Annotated in this window: 20 protein-coding genes and 1 riboswitch; of the genes, 15 read left to right on the top strand and 5 right to left on the bottom strand. The window is 56.6% G+C overall.

The features are described from left to right. Positions 1–10: 10 nt before the first annotated feature. The 5 genes from MUB23_RS18235 to MUB23_RS18215 form a co-directional block, all read right to left on the bottom strand. On the bottom strand, positions 11–826 hold the full coding sequence (locus MUB23_RS18235) for an SDR family NAD(P)-dependent oxidoreductase (protein WP_244802190.1): 816 nt from the start codon (positions 824–826) through the stop codon (positions 11–13). 15 nt (positions 827–841) lie between these two features. Beyond that, positions 842–1,573, bottom strand: a complete 732-nt coding sequence (locus MUB23_RS18230) for an SDR family NAD(P)-dependent oxidoreductase (protein ID WP_244802189.1) — start codon at positions 1,571–1,573, stop codon at positions 842–844. 48 nt (positions 1,574–1,621) lie between these two features. Next, positions 1,622–2,419 carry an SDR family NAD(P)-dependent oxidoreductase gene (locus tag MUB23_RS18225; RefSeq protein WP_244802188.1) on the bottom strand — a complete coding sequence of 266 codons (798 nt, stop codon included), beginning with the start codon at positions 2,417–2,419 and terminating at the stop codon, positions 1,622–1,624. 32 nt (positions 2,420–2,451) lie between these two features. Beyond that, on the bottom strand, positions 2,452–3,189 hold the full coding sequence (locus tag MUB23_RS18220; protein WP_244802187.1) for an SDR family NAD(P)-dependent oxidoreductase: 738 nt from the start codon (positions 3,187–3,189) through the stop codon (positions 2,452–2,454). Between the two features lie 75 nt (positions 3,190–3,264). Then, positions 3,265–4,206, bottom strand: coding sequence for a LysR family transcriptional regulator (locus MUB23_RS18215; protein ID WP_244802186.1), 942 nt, complete (start codon positions 4,204–4,206; stop codon positions 3,265–3,267). Between the two features lie 387 nt (positions 4,207–4,593). Between MUB23_RS18215 and MUB23_RS18210 the strand changes: the two genes are divergently transcribed. From MUB23_RS18210 to MUB23_RS18140, 15 genes are all read left to right on the top strand, one after another. Then, positions 4,594–5,568 carry an ABC transporter permease gene (locus MUB23_RS18210; protein ID WP_244802185.1) on the top strand — a complete coding sequence of 325 codons (975 nt, stop codon included), beginning with the start codon at positions 4,594–4,596 and terminating at the stop codon, positions 5,566–5,568. A 1-nt stretch (position 5,569) separates the two neighbouring features. Beyond that, a complete protein-coding gene (locus MUB23_RS18205) occupies positions 5,570–6,466 on the top strand; it encodes an ABC transporter permease (RefSeq protein WP_244802184.1) in 897 nt (298 codons plus the stop codon). A gap of 15 nt (positions 6,467–6,481) precedes the next feature. Then, positions 6,482–7,471, top strand: a complete 990-nt coding sequence (locus tag MUB23_RS18200; RefSeq protein ID WP_244802183.1) for an ABC transporter ATP-binding protein — start codon at positions 6,482–6,484, stop codon at positions 7,469–7,471. Then, on the top strand, positions 7,472–8,422 hold the full coding sequence (locus tag MUB23_RS18195) for an ABC transporter ATP-binding protein (protein ID WP_244802182.1): 951 nt from the start codon (positions 7,472–7,474) through the stop codon (positions 8,420–8,422). Positions 8,423–8,488: 66 nt separating this feature from the next. Further along, the gene (locus tag MUB23_RS18190) at positions 8,489–10,057 is read left to right on the top strand and encodes an ABC transporter substrate-binding protein (protein WP_244802181.1); all 1,569 of its coding nucleotides are present in this window, start codon (positions 8,489–8,491) and stop codon (positions 10,055–10,057) included. Between the two features lie 74 nt (positions 10,058–10,131). Further along, positions 10,132–10,992, top strand: coding sequence for a sugar phosphate isomerase/epimerase family protein (locus MUB23_RS18185; protein ID WP_244802180.1), 861 nt, complete (start codon positions 10,132–10,134; stop codon positions 10,990–10,992). Between the two features lie 14 nt (positions 10,993–11,006). Beyond that, entirely contained in the window at positions 11,007–11,873 is an 867-nt protein-coding gene (locus MUB23_RS18180) for a sugar phosphate isomerase/epimerase family protein (RefSeq protein ID WP_244802179.1), read from the top strand. A 54-nt stretch (positions 11,874–11,927) separates the two neighbouring features. Further along, positions 11,928–13,160, top strand: coding sequence for an MFS transporter (locus MUB23_RS18175; RefSeq protein WP_244802178.1), 1,233 nt, complete (start codon positions 11,928–11,930; stop codon positions 13,158–13,160). 70 nt (positions 13,161–13,230) lie between these two features. Continuing rightward, positions 13,231–13,327, top strand: a riboswitch (THF riboswitch). 115 nt (positions 13,328–13,442) lie between these two features. Next, positions 13,443–14,000: a GTP cyclohydrolase I FolE gene (folE, locus tag MUB23_RS18170; protein ID WP_244802177.1), complete on the top strand. Its 558-nt coding sequence runs from the start codon at positions 13,443–13,445 to the stop codon at positions 13,998–14,000. Between the two features lie 14 nt (positions 14,001–14,014). Beyond that, the gene (locus MUB23_RS18165) at positions 14,015–14,491 is read left to right on the top strand and encodes an HD domain-containing protein (RefSeq protein ID WP_244802176.1); all 477 of its coding nucleotides are present in this window, start codon (positions 14,015–14,017) and stop codon (positions 14,489–14,491) included. A gap of 10 nt (positions 14,492–14,501) precedes the next feature. Next, positions 14,502–15,311, top strand: coding sequence for a dihydropteroate synthase (gene folP / locus MUB23_RS18160; RefSeq protein ID WP_244802175.1), 810 nt, complete (start codon positions 14,502–14,504; stop codon positions 15,309–15,311). A 46-nt stretch (positions 15,312–15,357) separates the two neighbouring features. Further along, a complete protein-coding gene (folK, locus tag MUB23_RS18155) occupies positions 15,358–16,203 on the top strand; it encodes a 2-amino-4-hydroxy-6-hydroxymethyldihydropteridine diphosphokinase (protein ID WP_244802174.1) in 846 nt (281 codons plus the stop codon). Between the two features lie 83 nt (positions 16,204–16,286). Further along, positions 16,287–17,870: an FAD-binding oxidoreductase gene (locus tag MUB23_RS18150; RefSeq protein ID WP_244802173.1), complete on the top strand. Its 1,584-nt coding sequence runs from the start codon at positions 16,287–16,289 to the stop codon at positions 17,868–17,870. Position 17,871: 1 nt separating this feature from the next. Continuing rightward, complete coding sequence (locus MUB23_RS18145) at positions 17,872–18,654, top strand: electron transfer flavoprotein subunit beta/FixA family protein (RefSeq protein ID WP_244802172.1); 783 nt, start codon at positions 17,872–17,874, stop codon at positions 18,652–18,654. Continuing rightward, a complete protein-coding gene (locus tag MUB23_RS18140) occupies positions 18,651–19,823 on the top strand; it encodes an electron transfer flavoprotein subunit alpha (RefSeq protein ID WP_244802171.1) in 1,173 nt (390 codons plus the stop codon). Before MUB23_RS18145 ends, MUB23_RS18140 begins: the two co-directional genes overlap by 4 nt. Positions 19,824–19,855: the final 32 nt, after the last annotated feature.

The following is a 19,855-nucleotide window of genomic DNA, read 5'->3' as shown; positions in this document are numbered from 1 at the left end:
GCCTTTTCACTCAGGGCTGCATCAGGATTCCTCCGTTCATGTCCACACAGTCTCCGGTTAGATAATCGGACTCATCGCTGGACAGATAGACCAAGGCGTAGGCGATTTCCGTCAGGTCGGCCACGGGACGGTCCTTGATCACGGACTGGCCGACGTAAAGGAGCGGGCCGGTGTAGCCGGGCATACCGGGGATCCCTCCGGGAGGGAGTTTAAAACCGGTGGAGCCCTTCTCCGGAATCCGGGCAAACTCCTTGGTATCCAGGGTGCCCGGAGCAAAGGAGACCACATGGACGCCGTAAGGTGCCATCTCCATGGCCATGGCGCGGGTCAGGCCGATGCAGGCGGCTTTGGAGGCGGCGTAGGAGATGGCCACACTGCGGTTGCCCCGGCCGCCGAGGGATGCAAAGTTGACGATGTGGCCGCTTCCCTGCGCCTTCATATAGGGAAAAGCCGCTTTTGACGCGCGGTAAGCGCCGGAGCAGGTGACGTCCAGCGCCAGATTCCACTGGCGGGGTTCGATGTTGTGAATATGGCCGGAGCCGTGAAAACCTGCGATGTTGAGCAGGATATCGAGTCGGCCGAAGGCCTGAATGGCAAAAGCCATGGCCCGGTCCATCTCTCTTTGGTCCGTGCAGGCTCCAAGAATCGTCCGCACCCGCTCTTCTCCGTACTCCCGGCGAATTTCTTCGGTCCGCTCAAAATATTTCTCATCGATATCCACCAGGACCACCTTGGCCCCTTCCTCCAAAAAAGCCCGGAGAGCCACGGAGCCCACCGCGGACCCGCCTCCGACAAAGACAGCTACCTTGTTTTCCAATCGTTTCATGGATTCCTCCTCTTTCTATACCATGTACCGGCCCCCGTTTAAGTCCAGGGTTTCGCCGGTATTCCAGGCTGCGTGCTCATCGGTCAGGTACAAGACGGCGTTCGCCACGTCCTGGGCCGTGCCAATGGTTTTTTCTTTCAGGATGCCGGCAAGGCTTCCTTCGGCTCCCGGATCAATGGCCTGCCCTTCAATTTGTCCGGCCGCGATTCCATTGCAGGTGATGGAGTGTTTTCCGAAGACCGTAGCGATATTGCGCACCATCCCTCCCAGTCCGGCATGGGCGGCTGTATAGGCAAATTGGGAGCCGGGCACGCCGGTTCTTCCGGGGAGAGCCGAGACGATCACGATGCGTCCGGACTCTTTTTCAACCAGGGAAGGGACCAAATACTTGAGCGGAATCAGATTTCCGGTCAAAATCTGGGTGAAGGTTTCCCGCCAGCTTTCCTCCGGAATTTCGTTCCAGACGCCCTCCTCCGGGACGGCGGTAATGGAGTTTACGATCACGTCGAGGGAACCGAACGCTTCAACGGCTTCGGCTGCCTTTTCTTTTATTTCCTCTTCATCGGTAAAATCTTTGACCGGGAGGCCTAAAAAGGGCTGTTCCTTTTCCTGGAATTCGGAAAAATCGCTGGGATTCTTGCTCAGCAGGATTACCTTTGCGCCTTCTTTCAGCAAAGCCTGTGCGCAGGCTTTTCCGATCGAACCGCCGGAACTTGCCACGGCGGCCACCTTATGTTCTAATCGCATCTTTTTCTCCTCTATTCGTTTCAGATGTAACCACTGGTTTTTATTCGGTTAAGGCTGCATAAACTGGCCGCCGTTGATATCCAGGCAGTCTCCGGTCAAGAAGGCCGAGTCTTCGCTGCACAGAAAGATCAGTGCATGGGCGATTTCGTCCAGGGTGGCAAGAGGCCGGTCCGGGATAAAGGAGCCGCCCCGCGTGGCGCCGGGCCCGCCGGTCAAAGCGCCTTTCGGCGGCTCATGGGGAATGGAGCCATGCTCCGGAATCCGCTCAAATGCCGAGGTGTCGAGGGAGGCTGGAGCCATGCTGTTGACGGTGATTCCATAAGGGGCAAGTTCCAGGGCCAAAGACCGTGTCAGCCCGATGGCAGCCGCCTTGGAGGCGGCATAGGTGATGCTGACGCCCCGGTTGGCCCGGCCGCCGATGGAGGCAAAGTTCATGATCCGGCCGTAGTGGTTCTTTTTCAGATAAGGGAACGCCGCTTTTGTGGAACGGTAGATGCCAAGGCAGGTGACGTCCATGGCCAGGTCCCACTGACTTTTTAAAACAGATGTGACGTCCCCGGCGCCGTGGAAGCCGGCAAAATTACAGACGATGTCGATCCGGCCGAACTGCTCTTCGCAGGCCGCCATGGCTTGATCCATATCTTCCTGGCTGGTGCAGGCTCCAAGAAAGGTGTGGATCCGGTTTGGGAACTCTTCGCGGATATCTCTGGTCCGTTCAAAATATGGTTCCGCCACATCCACCTGCAAGACGCTCGCCCCTTCGGCGATAAAATATTTTAACGCGACAGACGCCACGGCGGAGCCTCCGCCGATAAAAACGGCCACTCGATTTTCTAATTTTTTCAATGTGTCTTCCTCCTCATTCCTTCCGCCATTTTTCAGGTCATGAACCGGCCGCCGTTTAAATCCAAGGTTTCCCCGGTGGTCCAGGAGGCCAGATCGGCCGCCAGATACTCCACGGCAGCGGCGACGTCCGAAAGCCGTCCTTTTTCCCGTCCGGAAATCCGGCCGTCGCAGGCGCCGGGAGCGCAGTCGTCGTAGGAACCATCTTCCAGGGCGCCCGCTGCGATGCAGTTGGCGGTGATGGTGTAAATCCCCATGGTACAGCCGATATTTCTCGCCATGCCGCCGAGTCCGGCATGGGCGGCGGCATAGGCCGGGCTTGCTCCGGGGACGTTGGTGCGGCCGGCCAGAGACGAAATCAGGACGATCCGGCCGTAACGGTTGTTGATCAGGGTGTCCATGTAAGGCTGGACCGAGTAGAGGGCGCCGTCCAAGATGGTGTGGAGGATCCGTTGGTATTCCTCTTCGTCCTCCTCCGGAGCGTTTTTGGGTTTTGTGGTGATGGCGGTGACCAGAATATCCGCGGTGCCGAATTCTTTTAAAGCCTTTCGGGCGGCTGCAGTCAATTCTTCCCGGTTCCGGTAGTCCCGAATCCGGATGGCAAGCAGACGGCCGGGATACGAGGCTTCCAGTTCGAGGGCTTCTTTTTGGAGTTCCTCGGTGTCCCCGTAGAGCGCGACGCGGGCGCCTTCCGACAGGAAGCGCCTGGCGCAGGCAAGACCCGCGCCGGTGCCGCCGCTTGCGATGACGGCCACTTTGTCTTGAAATCTCATGTGTTATCCTCCTGATTGATGATCGTAGGTTTGGCTCGTGGAAGAGCGGAGGACACGGTCGCTTTCAGGCAGGTGTTACGAGGGTTTTTGCTTGTAGAGATCCAGCAGATAATTCCAAAAATCAGAGGCGGCCGGTGAATTGGGATCTTGTTTTTTCCAGTAAATCACCTGGTCAAGATTTTGGAGAAAGTCATCCTGCAAAGGGATGGCCACCAGATCGGAATTTAAAAAATGAAGGTCAGAACTATAGACAAAGCCGACGGCATTCCCGCGGGCAATGACAAAATGTTTGGCGGCGTGCTGATCCACCAGGAAACGGACGTTGGGCACAAAACCGGCTTTCAGGCAGTTATAATAGGCGCGTTCCGGCTGGCCGTCTTTGTTCAGCAGGAAACAGAACAGCTCATTTTGGAGCTGGCTCAGCTGCAGGATATTGGCGCTGGCCAGCCGGTGCATCCGTGATACGACGGCGCAGAGGTTGGACGTTCCGAGAAAAATGTGTGGTTTTTCGAGGGTCTTTTGGTCCGGCAGAGATTCCACGACAAAGTCGGAATTCTTATCGGGAAGCTGTGGATGATAAGCGGCGGGGTAAGAAATGTCCGACGAATGTAATTTTTTTTTGGGGGGGGGGGTAACTTCTCTTGTAGTATGAAACTGAAACTGCGCGTTGTGATTGATCCGGCTGTAATTGTTGGCGGCCATGACGATGTCGTTCACATTGGCGTAGAGGCCGATATGGATGGTCCCGGCCGGCTGATAGCTGGAGCGCGGTTCGGCGAGGGTGCACTGATTCAGGTAGGAAAGAATGTTTTTCGCGATTTCCAGGAAACGCATTCCATTGTTGTTCAGGATAATCTGGCGGCCCACGCGGTTAAACAGGGGGTAGCCCAAATCCGTCTCCAAACGCCGGATTGAATTGCTCAGGGCAGGCTGGGACATGTGCAGCTCCTCCGCTGCTTTCGAAATACTTTGGTATGCGGCTACGCGCTCAAAATAGCGCAGTTGAATAAATTGCATGGCAGCCTCCTATAGAAACGACAAACTAAAATTCAAATTCATTACGTGGACAGTATAAAATACAATTCTGAAAAAGTCAATCTGAAAAAATAATAGTTGGCGAAAAGATGAAAAGATGAGAATATATCATAAAACATAGACAATATTTGCTTTTAAAAGTTGAAATACTGAAAATAAAACCAAGATATCGCTGAAAATAATAAATAAAACCAAAATTCGTTTCAAAACAAAACGGAAATGAGATAAATATCACAGATTTGAAATATGTAGTCAAGAAAAATGGAATTATACAATTTGGAAAAGCAATGCTATATTGACAGCACCAAGCTTGTGGAAGAGCGGAATTGACACGTAACTTTATATCAAAACGAGAAAGGAGAAGGAAGCATGATTCGATATATCGTCAAACGGCTGCTGCTGATGATCCCGGTTATCTTAGGGGTGACCTGGCTGATCTTTACCATCATGTATTTTACTCCCGGCGATCCGGCCCGCATCATATTGGGAACGGATGCTTCCGAGGCGGAGATCGCCGCGCTGCAGGAAGACCTGGGACTGAACGATGGATATGTGGTCCGCTTTGTCCGGTACGTAAAACAGGTCTTTATCGACTTTGACATGGGAGAATCCTATATCAACGGGAGAAACGTCGGGGAGGAGATCGGACTGCGGTTCCCTTACACCTTCCGCGTCGCGGCCATCAGCGTTGTGATTGCCGTCCTGATCGGGCTTCCCCTCGGCATCGTGGCCGCGGTCAACCAATTTACCTGGAAGGACAATGCGGCAATGATGGCAGCCCTGGTCGGTATCTCCATGCCGGGCTTTTGGGTCGGCCTGATGCTTTCCCTGGCCTTTGCCCTGCGTCTCGGCTGGCTTCCGGCCACAGGCATCGGAGGCCCTCAGTATTATATCCTGCCCTGCCTGTCCATCGGGCTCAGCGGCTGCGCTTCCATCGCCCGCCAGACAAGATCCGGCATGTTGGAGGTAATCCGTCAGGACTATGTGGTGACGGCCCGCGCCAAGGGGCAGGTGGAGTGGAAGGTGATTTACTGGCATGCCCTGATGAACGCCTTGATCCCGATCATCACCCAGGTGGGAACCATGTTTGGCATCCAGCTCGGCGGCGCAATGATCGCGGAAACCGTATTTTCGATTCCGGGAATCGGCACCTATATGGTGTCCGGCATCAAGAACCGGGATTACCCGGCCATCCAGGGAAGCGTCCTGTACGTGGCCGTGATTTTTGGAATTATTATGCTGGTCGTGGATCTGCTCTATGCTTTTGTGGATCCGAGAATCCGGGCGCAGTACCAGTCCAGGAAAGCCAGACCGAAAAAAGCCGCGGCGGAAGGAGGGAAATGACATGGCAAGAAAGACAGCGAAGAAAGGAAAGGGCGCTCCGGCCAATGCAGGCAAAAAGGAAAGCATGCTGGCCTTGACTTGGAAGCAGCTGATCCGGAATAAGATGGCTGTGGCCGGGCTGATTCTGATCGGCGTCATGGCGATCCTGGCGATTTTGGCGCCTGTCATTGCGCCCTACGCCTATGATAAGCAGGATCTCTACCATACATTTTTAGGGCCCTGCCGGGAACACTGGTTCGGCACAGACAATCTGGGACGGGATATTTTCAGCCGGATTCTCTACGGCGCTCGTTATTCGCTTTCCATCGGAATCGCAGCCGTGGCCATGAGTCTTGTGGCCGGCGTCAGCCTCGGTGCGCTCTGCGGCTTCTACGGCGGGAAACTGGACATGATTCTGATGCGTGTTCTGGACGTATTTCAGTCCATCCCCGGCATGCTGATGGCCATCGCCGTCTCCGCTACCCTGGGGCCGGGGCTTCGGAACTGCATCATTGCACTCAGCATTTCCTCCGTGCCCGGCTACGCCCGGATGATGCGGGCGTCCATGCTGAATATCCGGGACATGGAGTACGTGGAGGCGGCCCGGTCGGTCAATGCGCGGGACGGACGGATTATCTTCCGGCACATGATACCAAACGCCATGGCGCCGACCATTGTTCAGGCCACCATGGGCGTGGCGACGGCAATCCTGGTAGCGGCTTCCCTCAGTTTTATCGGACTCGGCGTTCAGCCACCGGCGCCGGAGTGGGGCGCTATGCTGGCCGACGGCCGGAATTATATCCGCGACTTTCCTCATCTGGTTATGTTTCCGGGCATTGCGATCATGCTGGCCGTTCTTTCCCTCAATATGCTGGGCGACGGTCTTCGGGATGCGCTGGATCCCAGGCTGAAAAATTGATCGGGAGGTGAGAAGATGAGCAAGAGCGAAAGCAAACGGCTGTTGGAAGTCAAGGACCTGACGGTCCAGTATCTGACCGGCGAAGAGGTGGTGGAAGCGGTAAACGGCGTCAGTTTTACGCTGGACCGGGGCGAGACCTTGGGCCTGGTGGGAGAGACCGGGGCCGGAAAGACGACCATCGCAAAGTCGATTTTAAGAATTCTGCCGGATCCGCCGGCAAAGGTGGCGGGCGGGGAGATCTTCCTGGACGGGGAGGACCTGCTCCATATGCCGGAGAGCAAGATGCGCACGATCCGGGGCAAAAAGATCTCCATGATTTTTCAGGACCCCATGACGGCGCTGAATCCGATTTTCAGCATTGGGGATCAGATCGCCGAGGTAATCCGTCTCCACGAAAAGAAACTGAGCAAAAAGGCGGCCTACGAGAAGGCGGTGGCCATGCTGGAAATGGTGGGAATTCCCGGTGAACGGTATTCGGATTTCCCCCATCAATTTTCCGGCGGCATGAAGCAGCGGGTGATCATCGCCATTGCGCTGGCCTGCAATCCGGAACTGCTTTTGGCCGATGAGCCGACCACCGCCCTGGATGTGACGATTCAAGCCCAGGTGCTGGATATGATGCGGAAATTAAAGGAAGAGCTCGGCACCTCCATGATCCTGATCACCCATGACCTGGGGATTGTGGCCGAGGTCTGCGACAAGGTGGCCGTGGTCTACGCCGGGGAAATCGTAGAATCCGGGAACCTAGAGGCCATCTATGACCATGGGAGCCATCCCTACACCAAGGGGCTGTTTGGTTCGATTCCGGATATCGAGGGAGAAGAAAAGCGGCTGAGCCCGATCAACGGAATGCCGCCGAATCCGGCGGATCTGCCGGAGGGCTGCAATTTTCATCCCCGGTGTCCCTATGCCACGGATGCGTGCCGGAAGGGAAAGATTCCTTTCACGGAGGTGGCTGCCGGTCATCTGGTCCGGTGTGTGCAGGCGCAAAAGGGGGAATTTTAAATGGTGGATATTTTGGAAGTGAAAAATTTAAAGAAATATTTTAAGATCAACAGCGGCCAGCTGCACGCTGTGGACGATGTGACCTTTTCCATTCAAAAGGGCAAAACCTTGGGAGTGGTCGGAGAGTCCGGCTGCGGGAAATCCACCCTGGGCCGCACAGTCCTCCATCTGCTGGAGAGCACCGACGGGCAGATCTTTTTTGACGGGGAGGACGTGACCCATGTGGACGCAAAAAAGCTGCGGAAACTCAGAGAAAAAATGCAGATCATTTTTCAGGATCCCTTCTCGTCGCTGAATCCTCGCATGTCGGTCAGCACGACCATTGCGGAGCCGCTGGAGCTGTCGGGCCGGTTCGGCAAGGCGGAGATCGGAAGCCTGACCGACCAGCTGATGGATACGGTGGGACTGGCGCCGCGGCTTCGGAATTCCTATCCCCATGAGCTGGACGGCGGACGCCGCCAACGCATCGGCATCGCCAGAGCACTGGCCCTGGAACCGGACTTCATCGTTTGCGATGAGCCGGTCTCGGCTTTGGATGTCTCGATCCAGGCGCAGATCTTAAACTTGATGCAGGATCTTCAAGAGAAGAGGCAGCTGACTTATATTTTTATCACCCATGACCTGTCGGTGGTGCGCCATATCTCCGACGATATCTGTGTGATGTACATGGGGCAGATGGTGGAGAAGAGCCCTTCCAAGGAGCTGTTTAAAAATCCTCTGCATCCTTACACGAAGGCGCTGCTCTCCGCGGTCCCGGTTCCCAATATCCATAAGAAGCAGGAACGGATCATCCTGAAAGGGGAGGTGACCTCCCCGGTGAACCCGCCGCCGGGCTGCCGCTTTGCCAAGCGCTGCCGGTATGCGGCGGAAGGCTGTCAAGCGCCCCAAAACCTGACCGAGGTGTCGCCGGGCCACTTTCTGGCCTGCCACCGGTATCAGGAAATCGATTGATTGGCTAGAAACGGAAGCCGCCGAAACAGGCGGTTCGCAAAAAGAAGATAGGAAAGGAGCAAAAGTATGAAAAAAGCAATGGCACTCTTTTTGGCAGCGGCAATGACAGTTTCCGCCCTGGCCGGATGCGGCGGCGGAGGAGGGGGGACAACCGCGGCAGCATCCGAAAGCGCAGGAGGGACCGCCGCCGCAAATGCGGTCTCCGGTTCCAAGGAAAACGCGGTGGTCATCGGCATGGACGCAGATCCGGGAACCTTTAATCCCTGGGGCTCCACCTCCACGGCCCTGCTCCGTCTAAAATGGAATGTGTTTCAGCCCTTGTTTTATCTGAACACGGAAAAGGAGCTGATCCCGATTCTGGCGGAAAGTTACGAACAGGTGGACGCTACCCACTATACGGTCCGGCTGAAACAAAACATCAAAGACAGCGCCGGAAATCCCATCAAAGCCTCCGACGTGGTGTTCTCCATGCAGCAGGCTGCGGACGGTCCCATGGCCAACACTTTCAAGTACGCGGACCCCTCCACCTTCCAGGCGGTGGATGACTACACGGTTTCCCTGGAATTCCTCCAGGAGACGGAATACGCTTTCACCAGTGTGGTGAAGCAGATCCCGATCGTCAGCGAAGCCGCCTATAAGGCTGATCCCAACGAGATGGTCAACATGCCGGTGGGTACGGGACCGTATGTGCTCTCCGACTGGACGGTGGGAAGTTCTCTGACATTCACGAAAAATGCGGACTACTGGGATACGGCTCCGACGCCGATGTTCTCCCAGAACATGGATGAGATCACTTACCGGATCATCTCGGAGGGAGCCCAGCGCGCCATCGAGCTGGAAACCGGGGCCATCGACATTATGTACGACTGCCAGGCCACGGATCTGTCCCGATTCCAGAACAACGACGCTTATGTGGCGGATATTCAGGACGGCTCCAAGGTTTTGAACTGCTATTTTAACTGCAGCGACAATTCCCCCTGCGCGGATGTCCGCATCCGCCAGGCCATTGCCTACGCCATCGACAGCCAGGCGGTAGCCGTGGCTGCCTGCGAAGGGTTGGGAAATGCTTCCTTCTCCATCGCCCACCCGGTCACCATGGAGTGGCGGGAGGCTTACCGGTCTGAGGTTCTCTATCCCCAGAATATCGAAAAGGCCAAGTCCCTGCTAAGTGAGGCGGGTTATCAGCCCGGCGAGTTAACCATTTCCATTATGGCGGACGAGACCGCAATCAAGAGGGCATCGGCCCAGATCATCCAGGCAGCCTGCTCCGAGATCGGGATCAATGTGGAAATCCAGCAGCTGGAAAGCGCGGTTTTCCAGGCCAATATCGGCGACCGCACGGCCTGGGACGCCTACATGGGGGTAAACCAGTCGGAAATCTACGCGGGTGCTTTGATGACGACCCAGATTGAGAAGACCGGCTATACCGGAAAAGAGCTCCTCGATGCCATTGATAAAGCGTTCACCGTCTACGACGAGGCTACCTCCGACGCGGCGGTCCAGCTGTGGGATCAGGAGATCCCGATCCTTCCGCTGGTCAATGTCCAGCAGGTCTATGTATATAAAGCCGGTTTGAAGAATGTAAACGTTCAGATTGATACCACGTTCTGGCCCGGAGAGATGACCTGGGAGTAAACAAGCGGTAGCAGACGGCGGATGGCGCCGGGAAGATTTCTTTCTTCCCGGCGCTCTCAAAAAGGAGGGAGCATATGCTGGAAGACGTAAAGATCGGCGTCAATGGGCCGCTGTTTAAGGATTCCGTGGCACAAGCCGGTATCTATGAGACCATGCGGAGACTGTTTCTCATGGGCGTTCACTATATTGAATTGTCTCAGATTGACCTGTATCCGGATACGGTGAAAGAGCTGCATCGTGGCATGGAGGATTTTGGAATTGAGATTTTGGCCATGACAGCCGGGCTTCTGCCGAACCGTTTTTTTCCAGGGAGGATCCTATCCCTAGAAGAAGATTTCGAGGAGCTGATGGGTTATATGAAGGAACTTCACTGTGAGGAGCTCCGGATCGTGTCGGCCCCTCCTTTGGATTTCAGCAGCAGGGAGCACGTGATTTCCTACGCCGAAGCTTGTGAAGCGGCTGCCCTGCGTCTTTTGGACCGGGGGGTGAATTTTTCCTATCACAGCCACTGCCCGGAGTTCTGCCGGTTTGACGGGATGCTTGCCATTGACCTTTATCTGGAACAGGCGCCTCATATGGGGATGGAGATCTGTTCCTACTGGATGCAGGCCGGAGGGGCGGATACCGAGGAGCTGATCCGGCGATACCAGGGAAGGGGACGGCTGCTCCACCTGAAAGATTATCGGATCGGGAAACCGAAGGAGCGGATTCTCCTTCCAGAGGAGAAAGGAGCGCCGCCCCGCTTCGAACTGTGCCAGACCGCGGAGATCGGAGAAGGAAATCTGGACATGGCTGGTATTATCCGGGCCGGGGCTTTGTGCGGGAGGCCGTACATGTTTATTGAGCAGGACCAGCACTATGGCCGTACGGAATTTGAGTGCATTGAAAAATCCTATGAAAATTTAAGGCGGATGGGCTTCGGGGAAAATCTGTAGTCGGGAGGAAAAGAATGAAGGATACATGGAAGATCGGGGCAGGGGCGTCTTTGACCGCCCGCATGTTCCGGGAGACAGGCGTGGAAGAGACTTTTTGCAGACTGAAGGAGATGGGAATTTCCACTTTGGAACTTCCTCTTTCCCTCTGGGAGGAGGCGAAAGCGGAGGAGATTTTGGAGGTAAAGGATATCTATGACATGGAAATCTGCTCCATGGTGACGGCAGTCCAAGAAGAGAATGGAACGGATGAGCCAAACGCCGGCGGGACTTGCGGCTGGGCTCGTTTTTTGACCTTGGCAGAGCTGATGGGGTGCGCGCATTTTCGCAGCGTCCGTCCGAAGCCGGAGGTGTGGGAGAGCCGGGAGAGCGCTCTTTCCTATATCCGGGACAGCGAGTCCGCTGCCTGTGATCTTGCCAAACACGGCGTCGCCTACAGCCACCAGACCTGGATTTTTGAGTGCACCAGATATGGAATGGTCAATGGGATTGAACTTCTGATGGGGAACAGTTCCTTTTTAAAATTGGCGGTTCAGCCTTACTGGATTCAGTACGGCGGCCTAAAGCCCCAGGACATCATCGAGAGATATCAAGGGCGCGAGGAAATCCTGTATTTGGAGGATTACCAGGTGGAAGCGCGGGATCCGTCGGTGCCGATGAAGCGGCCGGAGCCGGGAGAGCCCTCCCCGAATGCTAAGCTTTTAAAGACCGCGGACATCGGAGAGGGAAACTTTGCGATTCCGGCCTTACTTTCGGCGGCGGAGGCCGCCGGGATCCGCCGTGTCTTGATTGAAAAAGAATATCTGTACGGCGGGGACGTCTGGGACAGCCTTCGGGTTTCCTGCGAAAATCTGAGGCGGATGGGATTCTCCGGCCATTTTTGACGGAACCTTGCTGGGTTCTGCCGGAACACTTGCTTGTGGAAGAGAGGAAAGACAATGAGCCAGAAAACGTTAGAAGGGACGGCTGAGGGGGAAACCAAAACCATATGGAATGCGTTGTTCCTCAACATTTTTATTATCAACTTCTGCCAGAGCATGGGGCAGCAGATGATGAATACCCTGATTCCGAAATACGCCGACTCCCTTGGAGCCTCTGCCTCGGTGGTGGGGATGGTCTCCAGCATGTTCGCGGTGACGGCCCTGGCGATCCGCCCGATCGCCGGACCAGCCTTTGATTGTTTTCAGAAAAAGAAGCTTTTGCTGGCGGCGCTGATCGTCATGGACGCCGCCTATTTTATTTACAGTATTTCCACGTCGATTCCCGTCATCGTTGCGGCGCGGCTGATTCACGGCTGCGGGATCGGCTGTGTGGCCCCGCTTTGCTTGGCCATGGCCAGCGACGCGCTGCCGGACCATCTGCTGAGCTCTGGAATCGGCATGTTCTCCCTGGGGCAGGCCGTGTCCCAGGCCATTGGTCCCTCGGTGGGCCTGTCTCTGAGCCGGAACATCGGCTATAACAATACGTTCCGGATCGGGGCCGCCGTGATCAGCCTGGCCTGCGTGCTGGCTTTCTTTATGAAGACGCCAGAGTTTCACCGGACCTCAAAGTATGAAATTAAGCTTCACAAGATCGTGGTGAAAGAGGCAGTTCTTCCGGCTGTGCTGATGTTTTTTCTCTCCATGTCTTATTCCTGCGTCAACTCGTTTATCGCCATCTACGGCGGCCTGCGGGGCGTGGAAAATATCGGCCTCTACTTTACCGTGTATGCAGTCTGTCTTTTGGTCACAAGGCCGTTCAGCGGGAGGATTGCGGACAAGTACGGGATTGACAAGGTATTGATTCCGGGAATCATCGGATTCGCCTTTTCCTTCTTCCTGGTCAGCCGGGCGGAGAGCTTGGCCGGTTTTCTGGTCTCAGCCGTCTTTTCTTCCTGCGGCTACGGGATCTGTCAGCCCATGGTCCAGTCTCTCTGCATGAAATGCGTGCCGAAGGAGCGCAGGGGCGCAGCCGGAAACACCAACTATATCGGGACGGACCTTGGCATGCTCCTGGGGCCTACGATCGGCGGCATGGTCATTGAGAGAGCCGCGGCCCCTGCGGCATCGGCGTACTCTTCCATGTACTGCGTGATGATCCTGCCGATGGCGGCGGCGTTCGTCTTTTTCCTGTTCAACCGGAAACGGCTGCTTCAAAAAAGCGGAAGGGGGAAAGAGAGTTTGTCTCGTTAAAAAAATACGGATTCTGTTAAGGAAAAGACTTGCACTTTTTATGGATTATGTTATACTATCCTTATATTTTTGCAAAATAGGATCTCATGCGTGAAGTGTTCTATGGATGGGGAGTTGCCATGGAAACGAAAAGCTCGTCTTGCGATATGAGGTCCGCACCCGTTGCAGTCATAAAGCTTGGTTTATCCACCTTGGAATTCCCCGTCTTCATAACTGAAACGGGGGATTTTGCCTTCTGTTGGGAGAAAGCAAAACGCCAAGGCGCAGAAAAGAGGCATTACTATGGTAGACAAAAAGAAAATCGAAGAAGCGGTCCGTCTGTATCTGGAAGGAATCGGGGAGGATGTGAGCCGCGAAGGACTGTTGGAAACGCCGTCCCGAATCGCCCGCATGTGCGAGGAGGTCTACGGAGGATTGGATGAGGACGCCGATGTGCATCTGGCAAAGCAGTTTACCGTTGAAAATAATGAGATGGTGCTGGAAAAGGACATCACGTTTTATTCCATGTGCGAGCATCATCTGCTGCCGTTTTACGGAAAGGCTCATATCGCCTACATTCCGAACGGCAAGGTAGTGGGCTTAAGCAAACTGGCGCGGACCGTGGACGTGTTTGCCCGCCGGCCTCAGATTCAAGAGAAGATGTCGGTACAGATCGCCGACGCGCTGGAACGGAATTTAAAGCCCCAGGGCGTGATGGTGATGGTGGAGGCCGAGCACACCTGTATGACGATGCGCGGGATCAAAAAGCCGGGGAGCAAGACCGTCAGCACCGTGGCCCGCGGCGCGTTTCGGGATAATTTTGAACTGCAGAAAATGTTTATGGATATGGTCCGGGGCTGAGACCAGGAGGATATATGGAACGGGTGAATCGAATCTGGAACCATCCGCTGTATCAGGAAAATTTCCGGCTGCTTCTTTTGATGGAGGCGGACCGGAAATTTTGCTGTCATGGCCTTTCCCACTGCCTGGACGTGGCAAGGCTGGCCTGCCTTTTGGAGTGGGAAGCAGGCAGAAGACCAGATAAAGAATTGATCTACGGCGCGGCCCTGCTCCATGATCTTGGCCGGGCCGGGGAGTATCAGGGCGGAGCTTCCCATGAAGAGGGGAGCCTCATTCTGGCAAAGCAGATCCTGCCGGATTGCGGCTACTCCGAGGAGGAACAAAAAGAAATCTTGAAACTGATCGGCTCCCATCGGGGCGTCCGGGAGCGGGAGGGGCTTGCCGCCTCTTTCTTCCGGGCGGACAAGGAATCCCGGTGCTGCTTTGCCTGCCCGGCGGAGCCGGAATGCCATTGGGCGGAAGAAAAGAAAAACAAGAGCATACTTTTATAGGAGGTAACAGATGAAAATCGGGAATCGGGAATTTGACACCAAACGCGGCGCGTATATCATGGGGATTTTGAACGTGACCCCGGACTCTTTTTCCGACGGGGGAAAGTGGAACCAGCTGGACGCCGCATTAAAACATACGGAAGAAATGATCGCGGAAGGTGCGGACATCATCGACGTGGGCGGAGAATCCACACGTCCGGGACACCAGCAGATCACTGAGGAGGAGGAGATCCAGCGGGTGACGCCGGTGATCGAGGCCATCCACAGCCGGTTTGACGTGCCGGTCTCCATCGACACCTATAAAGGAAGCGTGGCGGAGGCTGCCCTCAAGGCCGGAGCCGGCCTGGTCAATGACATCTGGGGATTAAAGTACGATGAGACGATTGCCGGGGTGATTGCCCGGCACGGTGCGGCCTGCTGTCTGATGCACAACCGCGACGAGGCCAACTACCGGGAGTTCATGCCGGATCTTTTGGATGATCTGAGGGAGACCATCGCTCTGGCGAAAAAGGCGGGGATTGCCGATGAGAAAATCATGCTGGATCCGGGCGTTGGTTTCGGAAAAACCAGGGAGAACAACCTGGAAGTGATCCGGGAGGTGGATCAGCTTTTGACCCTCGGCTATCCGGTGCTTCTCGGCACGTCGAGGAAATCCGTGATCGGCCTGACCTTGGATCTTCCGGCGGATCAGCGGGTGGAGGGCACCATCGCCACCTCGGTGGTCGGCGTGATGAAGGGCTGTTCCTTCTTCCGGGTTCACGACGTGAAAGAAAATCTCCGGGCGATCCGGATGACCAGAGCGATCTTAGGGTTGGAGTGAAATTTTCCGGGATAAAGTCTTTCATGGCGATTGAGGAGGAATCAGTATGGATCAGATACATATCAAGAATCTGGAGGTCTACGCCCACCATGGGGTGTTTCCGGAGGAAAACGCGCTGGGACAGCGTTTTGTGATTTCCGCTTCCCTTTTCACCGATACCTGGGCGGCGGGACAGACCGATGAGCTTTCCCATTCGATTCACTATGGGGAGGTCAGCCAGCGCATGAAGCGCTATATGGAAACCCACACCCATAAGCTGTTGGAGCGGGTGGCCCAGGGACTGGCGGAAGATTTGCTGGAAACCTATCCGCTTCTTCAGAAGGTGCGTCTGGAACTGAAAAAGCCCTGGGCTCCGGTGGGCCTTCCGCTGGAAACCGTGTCGGTGGAGATCGAGCGGGGGTGGCATACCGCCTATATTGCCCTGGGCTCCAACCTGGGGGATAAGGAAGGCTATCTGAATCTGGCGGTCCAGGAGCTGCGGGAGACGAGGGGGTGTCAGGTGGAGGCAGTTTCCTCTTATCTTCGGACCGAGCCCTACGGCTATGTGGAGCAGGACGAGTTTTTGAACGGGTGCCTGCGGCTTCGGACCTGGCTGCCGCCATTGCAGCTTCTTTCCCGCCTCCATGAGATCGAGCAGAAAGCAAATCGGGTCCGGGAGATTCACTGGGGGCCCCGGACGCTGGATCTGGATATCATCTTTTATGACAAGGAGATCATCGACCTGCCGGAGCTGACCGTGCCTCACCGGGATATGCAGCGCCGGGATTTTGTGCTGTTTCCTCTGGAAGAGATTGCGCCCTGGGCGCGCCATCCGGTGTTCGGCAAGACCGTCTCGGAACTGGCCGGGGAGCTGCGGGAGGCGAAGAAAATGGAACGGGTGGAAAGTGAGTGAATCCGATCAAGTAAATTGGATTCAGAACGAATGAGAAAGAGGAAGGGGCCGAAGCAGGTCACAGCAGAAAAGGAGCGGTGGATATGAGGGAGATTTTGACTTTTCAGCCGGAGTACGCCGAATATCTCCGGGACGAGTCCCGGAAAACCGGGCGGGCCGACAGCATCTCCTTTCCGGAGACGGAGGAGGAAGTCCGCGGAATTCTGCGGCAAGTGTGCGCCGCAGGCGTTCCGGTGACGATTCAGGGCGGGAGGACCGGCCTGGCGGCTGCGGCCGTGCCGTTTGGCGGCCATATCTTAAACCTGAGCCGGATGAACCGGGTGCTTGGAATCCGGCAGGAGGATGGGAGCTTTTTTGTCCGGGTCCAGCCGGGCCTTGCCCTCTTGGAGCTGCGAAAAGGGCTGGAAAAGAAAAACTTTGACACAGAGGGCTGGCGGGAAGAGGAACGGCAGGCTTTTGTGGAATTTTGCCGCGCGCCGGAGCAGTTTTTTCCGACGGATCCCACGGAGACCTCCGCGACGCTCGGCGGCATGGCGGCCTGTAATGCCTCCGGAGCGAGAAGTTTCCGCTATGGGGCGGCCAGAAATTATATTCAGGCGCTGCGTTTGGTTTTGACCGACGGGGATGTGCTTTCCCTTCGCCGCGGACAATGCCTTGCCGAGGGGAGACGGTTTTCGTTGGTCACCGAGGGCGGGCGGCGGATTTATGTGGAGCTTCCCACCTACCAGATGCCGGAGACGAAAAATGCGTCCGGCTATTACGCGGCGGAGGCCATGGATGCGGTGGACTTTATCGTGGGATCCGACGGCACCCTGGGCGTTATGACTGAGTTGGAGCTAAAGCTTTTGCCGCTGCCGCCGGTGATCTGGGGCGTCAGCTGCTTTTTTGAGACGGAGAATCAGGCGGTCGCCTTTGTGAAACGTCTGAGAAAAAGCGGCGCGGAGCCTGCCGCCATCGAGTACTTTGACGGCGGCGCCTTGGAGATCCTGCGCCTTCAAAAAAAGAGAAGCACGGCTTTTTCCGCGCTGCCGGATGTGGAGGACTGGGCTGCCGCCTGCGTGTATGCGGAGATTCACTGCGGCGAAGAGGAGGAAGCTCTGAAACACCTCTATGAAATCGGCCGGGAGCTTACCGCGTCGGGGGGCCGGGAAGAAGCCACCTGGGTGGCCCGGAACGACCGGGACCGGGAGCAGCTTCAATTCTTCCGCCATGCCGTGCCGGAGAGCGTGAATATGCAGATCGACGAGCGCCGGAAGGTGGACCCGGTGATCACGAAACTGGCCGCCGACATGTCGGTGCCGGATTCCTGTCTCTCCCAGGTGGTTGCCCTGTACCGGGAGGGGCTTACCCGCTGCGGCCTCGAAAGCGCGACCTGGGGGCACATCGGCAACAATCACCTGCATGTGAACATTCTTCCCAGGGACGGGGAGGACTACCGGAAGGGGAAGGAACTTTACCGGGAGTGGGCCAAAAAGGTGACGGCCATGGGCGGCGCGGTCTCAGCAGAGCATGGAGTCGGGAAGCTGAAAGCCGACTATTTGACTGTCATGTACGGCAAAGAGCACATCCGGGAGATGGCCATGGCAAAGAAAGCCTTTGATCCTGCCTTCCTGCTGGGCCGCGGAAATCTGTTTGCGCCGGACGTGCTGGGAGAGGAGGAGGGCTGAGATGAAGATCATCGTATGTATCAAACAGGTTCCCTCCAGCAATGAAGTGCGCCTGGACCCGGTGACCAAGACGATTGTAAGAGACGGAAAGCAGTCGGTGATCAATCCCTTTGACGCTTACGCCATCGAGGAGGCGGTCCGGCTCAAGGAAACCTGCGGGGGCGCGGTGACGGCCCTCAGTATGGGGATTCCGGCCACCGAACGCCTGCTGCGGGACGCCATGAGCCGGGGGGTGGATGAGGCGGTGCTTTTGAGCGACCGGGTGTTTGCCGGATCCGACACATTGGCGACGTCCTATGCGCTGTCTCTTGGCGTGCGGAAGCTGGGTCCGTTTTCTTTGATCCTCTGTGGAAAAATGGCCGTGGACGGCGATACGGCTCAGATCGGGCCGGAGCTGGCGGAGATGCTGGGAATCCCCCATGTGACGGAAGTGAACCGGATTCTTTCGGTGACCGAGGAGGAGGCTGTGGTGGAAAAGCAGGCCGACGGTTTTCTGGAAACCTTGTCGGTGAAACTTCCTGCGCTTTTGACGGTCAGCAAGGACATCAATATGCCGCGGCTTCCTTCCATCGCGGGAATCCGCTACAGTGAAAAAGGGCCGTTCCGGCTTTTGGGAGCGGCGGATGTGGGGGCGGATCCGGAGCGGGCGGGCCTTTCCGGGTCGCCGACTCAGGTGGTAAAGACCGAGACGCCAAGAAGGGAGCAGGAATGTACCTATCTTGAGGGAACGCAGGCCGAACAGGCGGCTGCCGTGCTGGACTTACTCCGGGAGGTGAGACGATGACGGGACTGCGGATTGACCGGAATCAATGCGTCGGGTGCGGGATCTGTGCAAAGACCTGCGCCTTTGGGGCGTTGGAAATCAAGGAGAAAAAGGCAGAGGCCAATGACAACTGTGCGCTTTGCGGCATGTGCGTGGATGTGTGTCCCTTCCAGGCGATTTCCATTGAGAAGGAAGAACAGCAAGCCGACAGGACTTACCGGGATGTCTGGGTATTTGCCGAGTTGACCGGGGACCGTCTGGCTCCGGTGGTGAGGGAACTGCTGGGCGCAGGGCGAAAGCTGGCGGATCAAAAGGGCTGCCGGCTGGCCGCGGCTTTGATCGGCGGGGGCAATGCGTTCCGGGAGGCGGAGCTGATCTCGTTGGGAGCGGACGTGGTTTATTTTTGCCGGGATGAAAAGCTGGCGGACAAACGGGAAGAGCCCTATACGGCTGTTCTAAAGCAGATGGTGGAGCGTTACCGGCCGGAGATTTTTTTGTTCGGAGCCACTGCGTTCGGCCGATCTCTGGCCCCGCGCCTGGCCGCGCGGCTTCAGACCGGGCTGACGGCGGACTGCACCGGACTTTCCGTGGAGGAAGAAAACGGATTGCTGCGCCAGACCCGCCCTGCTTTCGGCGGAAATCTGATGGCCACGATTCTCTGCCCTGCCAGGCGTCCTCAGATGGCCACGGTCCGGCCCGGCGTGATGCCTCCGGCCCAGGCGGATACCGGGCGCTCCGGGATTGTGAGGGAAGTGCCGCTGCCGGAGTTTCCGGAGCGGATAAAGGGCATCAAACGGGTTCCCCTGCCTCCGGCAAAATCCATTGCGGACGCGGAGATTCTGGTGGTGGCGGGCCGCGGGATCGGGAGCCGGAAGAATCTTTCTCTGGTCACGGAATTTGCCTCCCTGATCGGCGCAGAGTATGGCTGCTCCCGCCCGCTGGTGGATGGAGGCTGGTGCGAATATCCGCACCAGGTGGGGCAGACCGGGTGCAGCGTAGCGCCCAAGCTTTTGATCAGTCTGGGCGTGTCCGGCGCCATCCAGCATCTGGCCGGGATTTCCCGTGCGGAGACTATCGTGGCCGTCAACACGGACCCCCACGCGCCGATTTTTTCGGTCAGCCGCTATGCGGTGGTGGGAGACTGCGTGGAAATTTTAAAGGAATGGATTCGGATGCTGAAATGCCGCTGACGCGACGCATTTGCGGCGCAGACTTTTGCAAC

This window comes from Cuneatibacter sp. NSJ-177 (assembly GCF_022867805.1).
Lineage (GTDB): Bacteria > Bacillota > Clostridia > Lachnospirales > Lachnospiraceae > Pseudolachnospira.
The sequence above is the reverse complement of the archived record's forward strand: the minus strand, read 5'-3'. Positions and strand labels throughout refer to the sequence as shown.

What these genes read in the sequence shown, in the direction of transcription:
- MUB23_RS18220 (WP_244802187.1), bottom strand. Translation starts at nt 3,189, where the DNA reads ATGAGATTTCAAGACAAAGTGGCCGTCATCGCAAGCGGCGGCACCGGC.
- MUB23_RS18215 (WP_244802186.1), bottom strand. Translation starts at nt 4,206, where the DNA reads ATGCAATTTATTCAACTGCGCTATTTTGAGCGCGTAGCCGCATACCAA.
- MUB23_RS18195 (WP_244802182.1), top strand. Translation starts at nt 7,472, where the DNA reads ATGGTGGATATTTTGGAAGTGAAAAATTTAAAGAAATATTTTAAGATC.
- MUB23_RS18205 (WP_244802184.1), top strand. Translation starts at nt 5,570, where the DNA reads ATGGCAAGAAAGACAGCGAAGAAAGGAAAGGGCGCTCCGGCCAATGCA.
- MUB23_RS18210 (WP_244802185.1), top strand. Translation starts at nt 4,594, where the DNA reads ATGATTCGATATATCGTCAAACGGCTGCTGCTGATGATCCCGGTTATC.
- MUB23_RS18185 (WP_244802180.1), top strand. Translation starts at nt 10,132, where the DNA reads ATGCTGGAAGACGTAAAGATCGGCGTCAATGGGCCGCTGTTTAAGGAT.
- MUB23_RS18150 (WP_244802173.1), top strand. Translation starts at nt 16,287, where the DNA reads ATGAGGGAGATTTTGACTTTTCAGCCGGAGTACGCCGAATATCTCCGG.
- MUB23_RS18200 (WP_244802183.1), top strand. Translation starts at nt 6,482, where the DNA reads ATGAGCAAGAGCGAAAGCAAACGGCTGTTGGAAGTCAAGGACCTGACG.
- folP (WP_244802175.1), top strand. Translation starts at nt 14,502, where the DNA reads ATGAAAATCGGGAATCGGGAATTTGACACCAAACGCGGCGCGTATATC.
- MUB23_RS18180 (WP_244802179.1), top strand. Translation starts at nt 11,007, where the DNA reads ATGAAGGATACATGGAAGATCGGGGCAGGGGCGTCTTTGACCGCCCGC.
- MUB23_RS18145 (WP_244802172.1), top strand. Translation starts at nt 17,872, where the DNA reads ATGAAGATCATCGTATGTATCAAACAGGTTCCCTCCAGCAATGAAGTG.
- folE (WP_244802177.1), top strand. Translation starts at nt 13,443, where the DNA reads ATGGTAGACAAAAAGAAAATCGAAGAAGCGGTCCGTCTGTATCTGGAA.
- MUB23_RS18190 (WP_244802181.1), top strand. Translation starts at nt 8,489, where the DNA reads ATGAAAAAAGCAATGGCACTCTTTTTGGCAGCGGCAATGACAGTTTCC.
- MUB23_RS18175 (WP_244802178.1), top strand. Translation starts at nt 11,928, where the DNA reads ATGAGCCAGAAAACGTTAGAAGGGACGGCTGAGGGGGAAACCAAAACC.
- MUB23_RS18165 (WP_244802176.1), top strand. Translation starts at nt 14,015, where the DNA reads ATGGAACGGGTGAATCGAATCTGGAACCATCCGCTGTATCAGGAAAAT.
- MUB23_RS18235 (WP_244802190.1), bottom strand. Translation starts at nt 826, where the DNA reads ATGAAACGATTGGAAAACAAGGTAGCTGTCTTTGTCGGAGGCGGGTCC.
- folK (WP_244802174.1), top strand. Translation starts at nt 15,358, where the DNA reads ATGGATCAGATACATATCAAGAATCTGGAGGTCTACGCCCACCATGGG.
- MUB23_RS18230 (WP_244802189.1), bottom strand. Translation starts at nt 1,573, where the DNA reads ATGCGATTAGAACATAAGGTGGCCGCCGTGGCAAGTTCCGGCGGTTCG.
- MUB23_RS18140 (WP_244802171.1), top strand. Translation starts at nt 18,651, where the DNA reads ATGACGGGACTGCGGATTGACCGGAATCAATGCGTCGGGTGCGGGATC.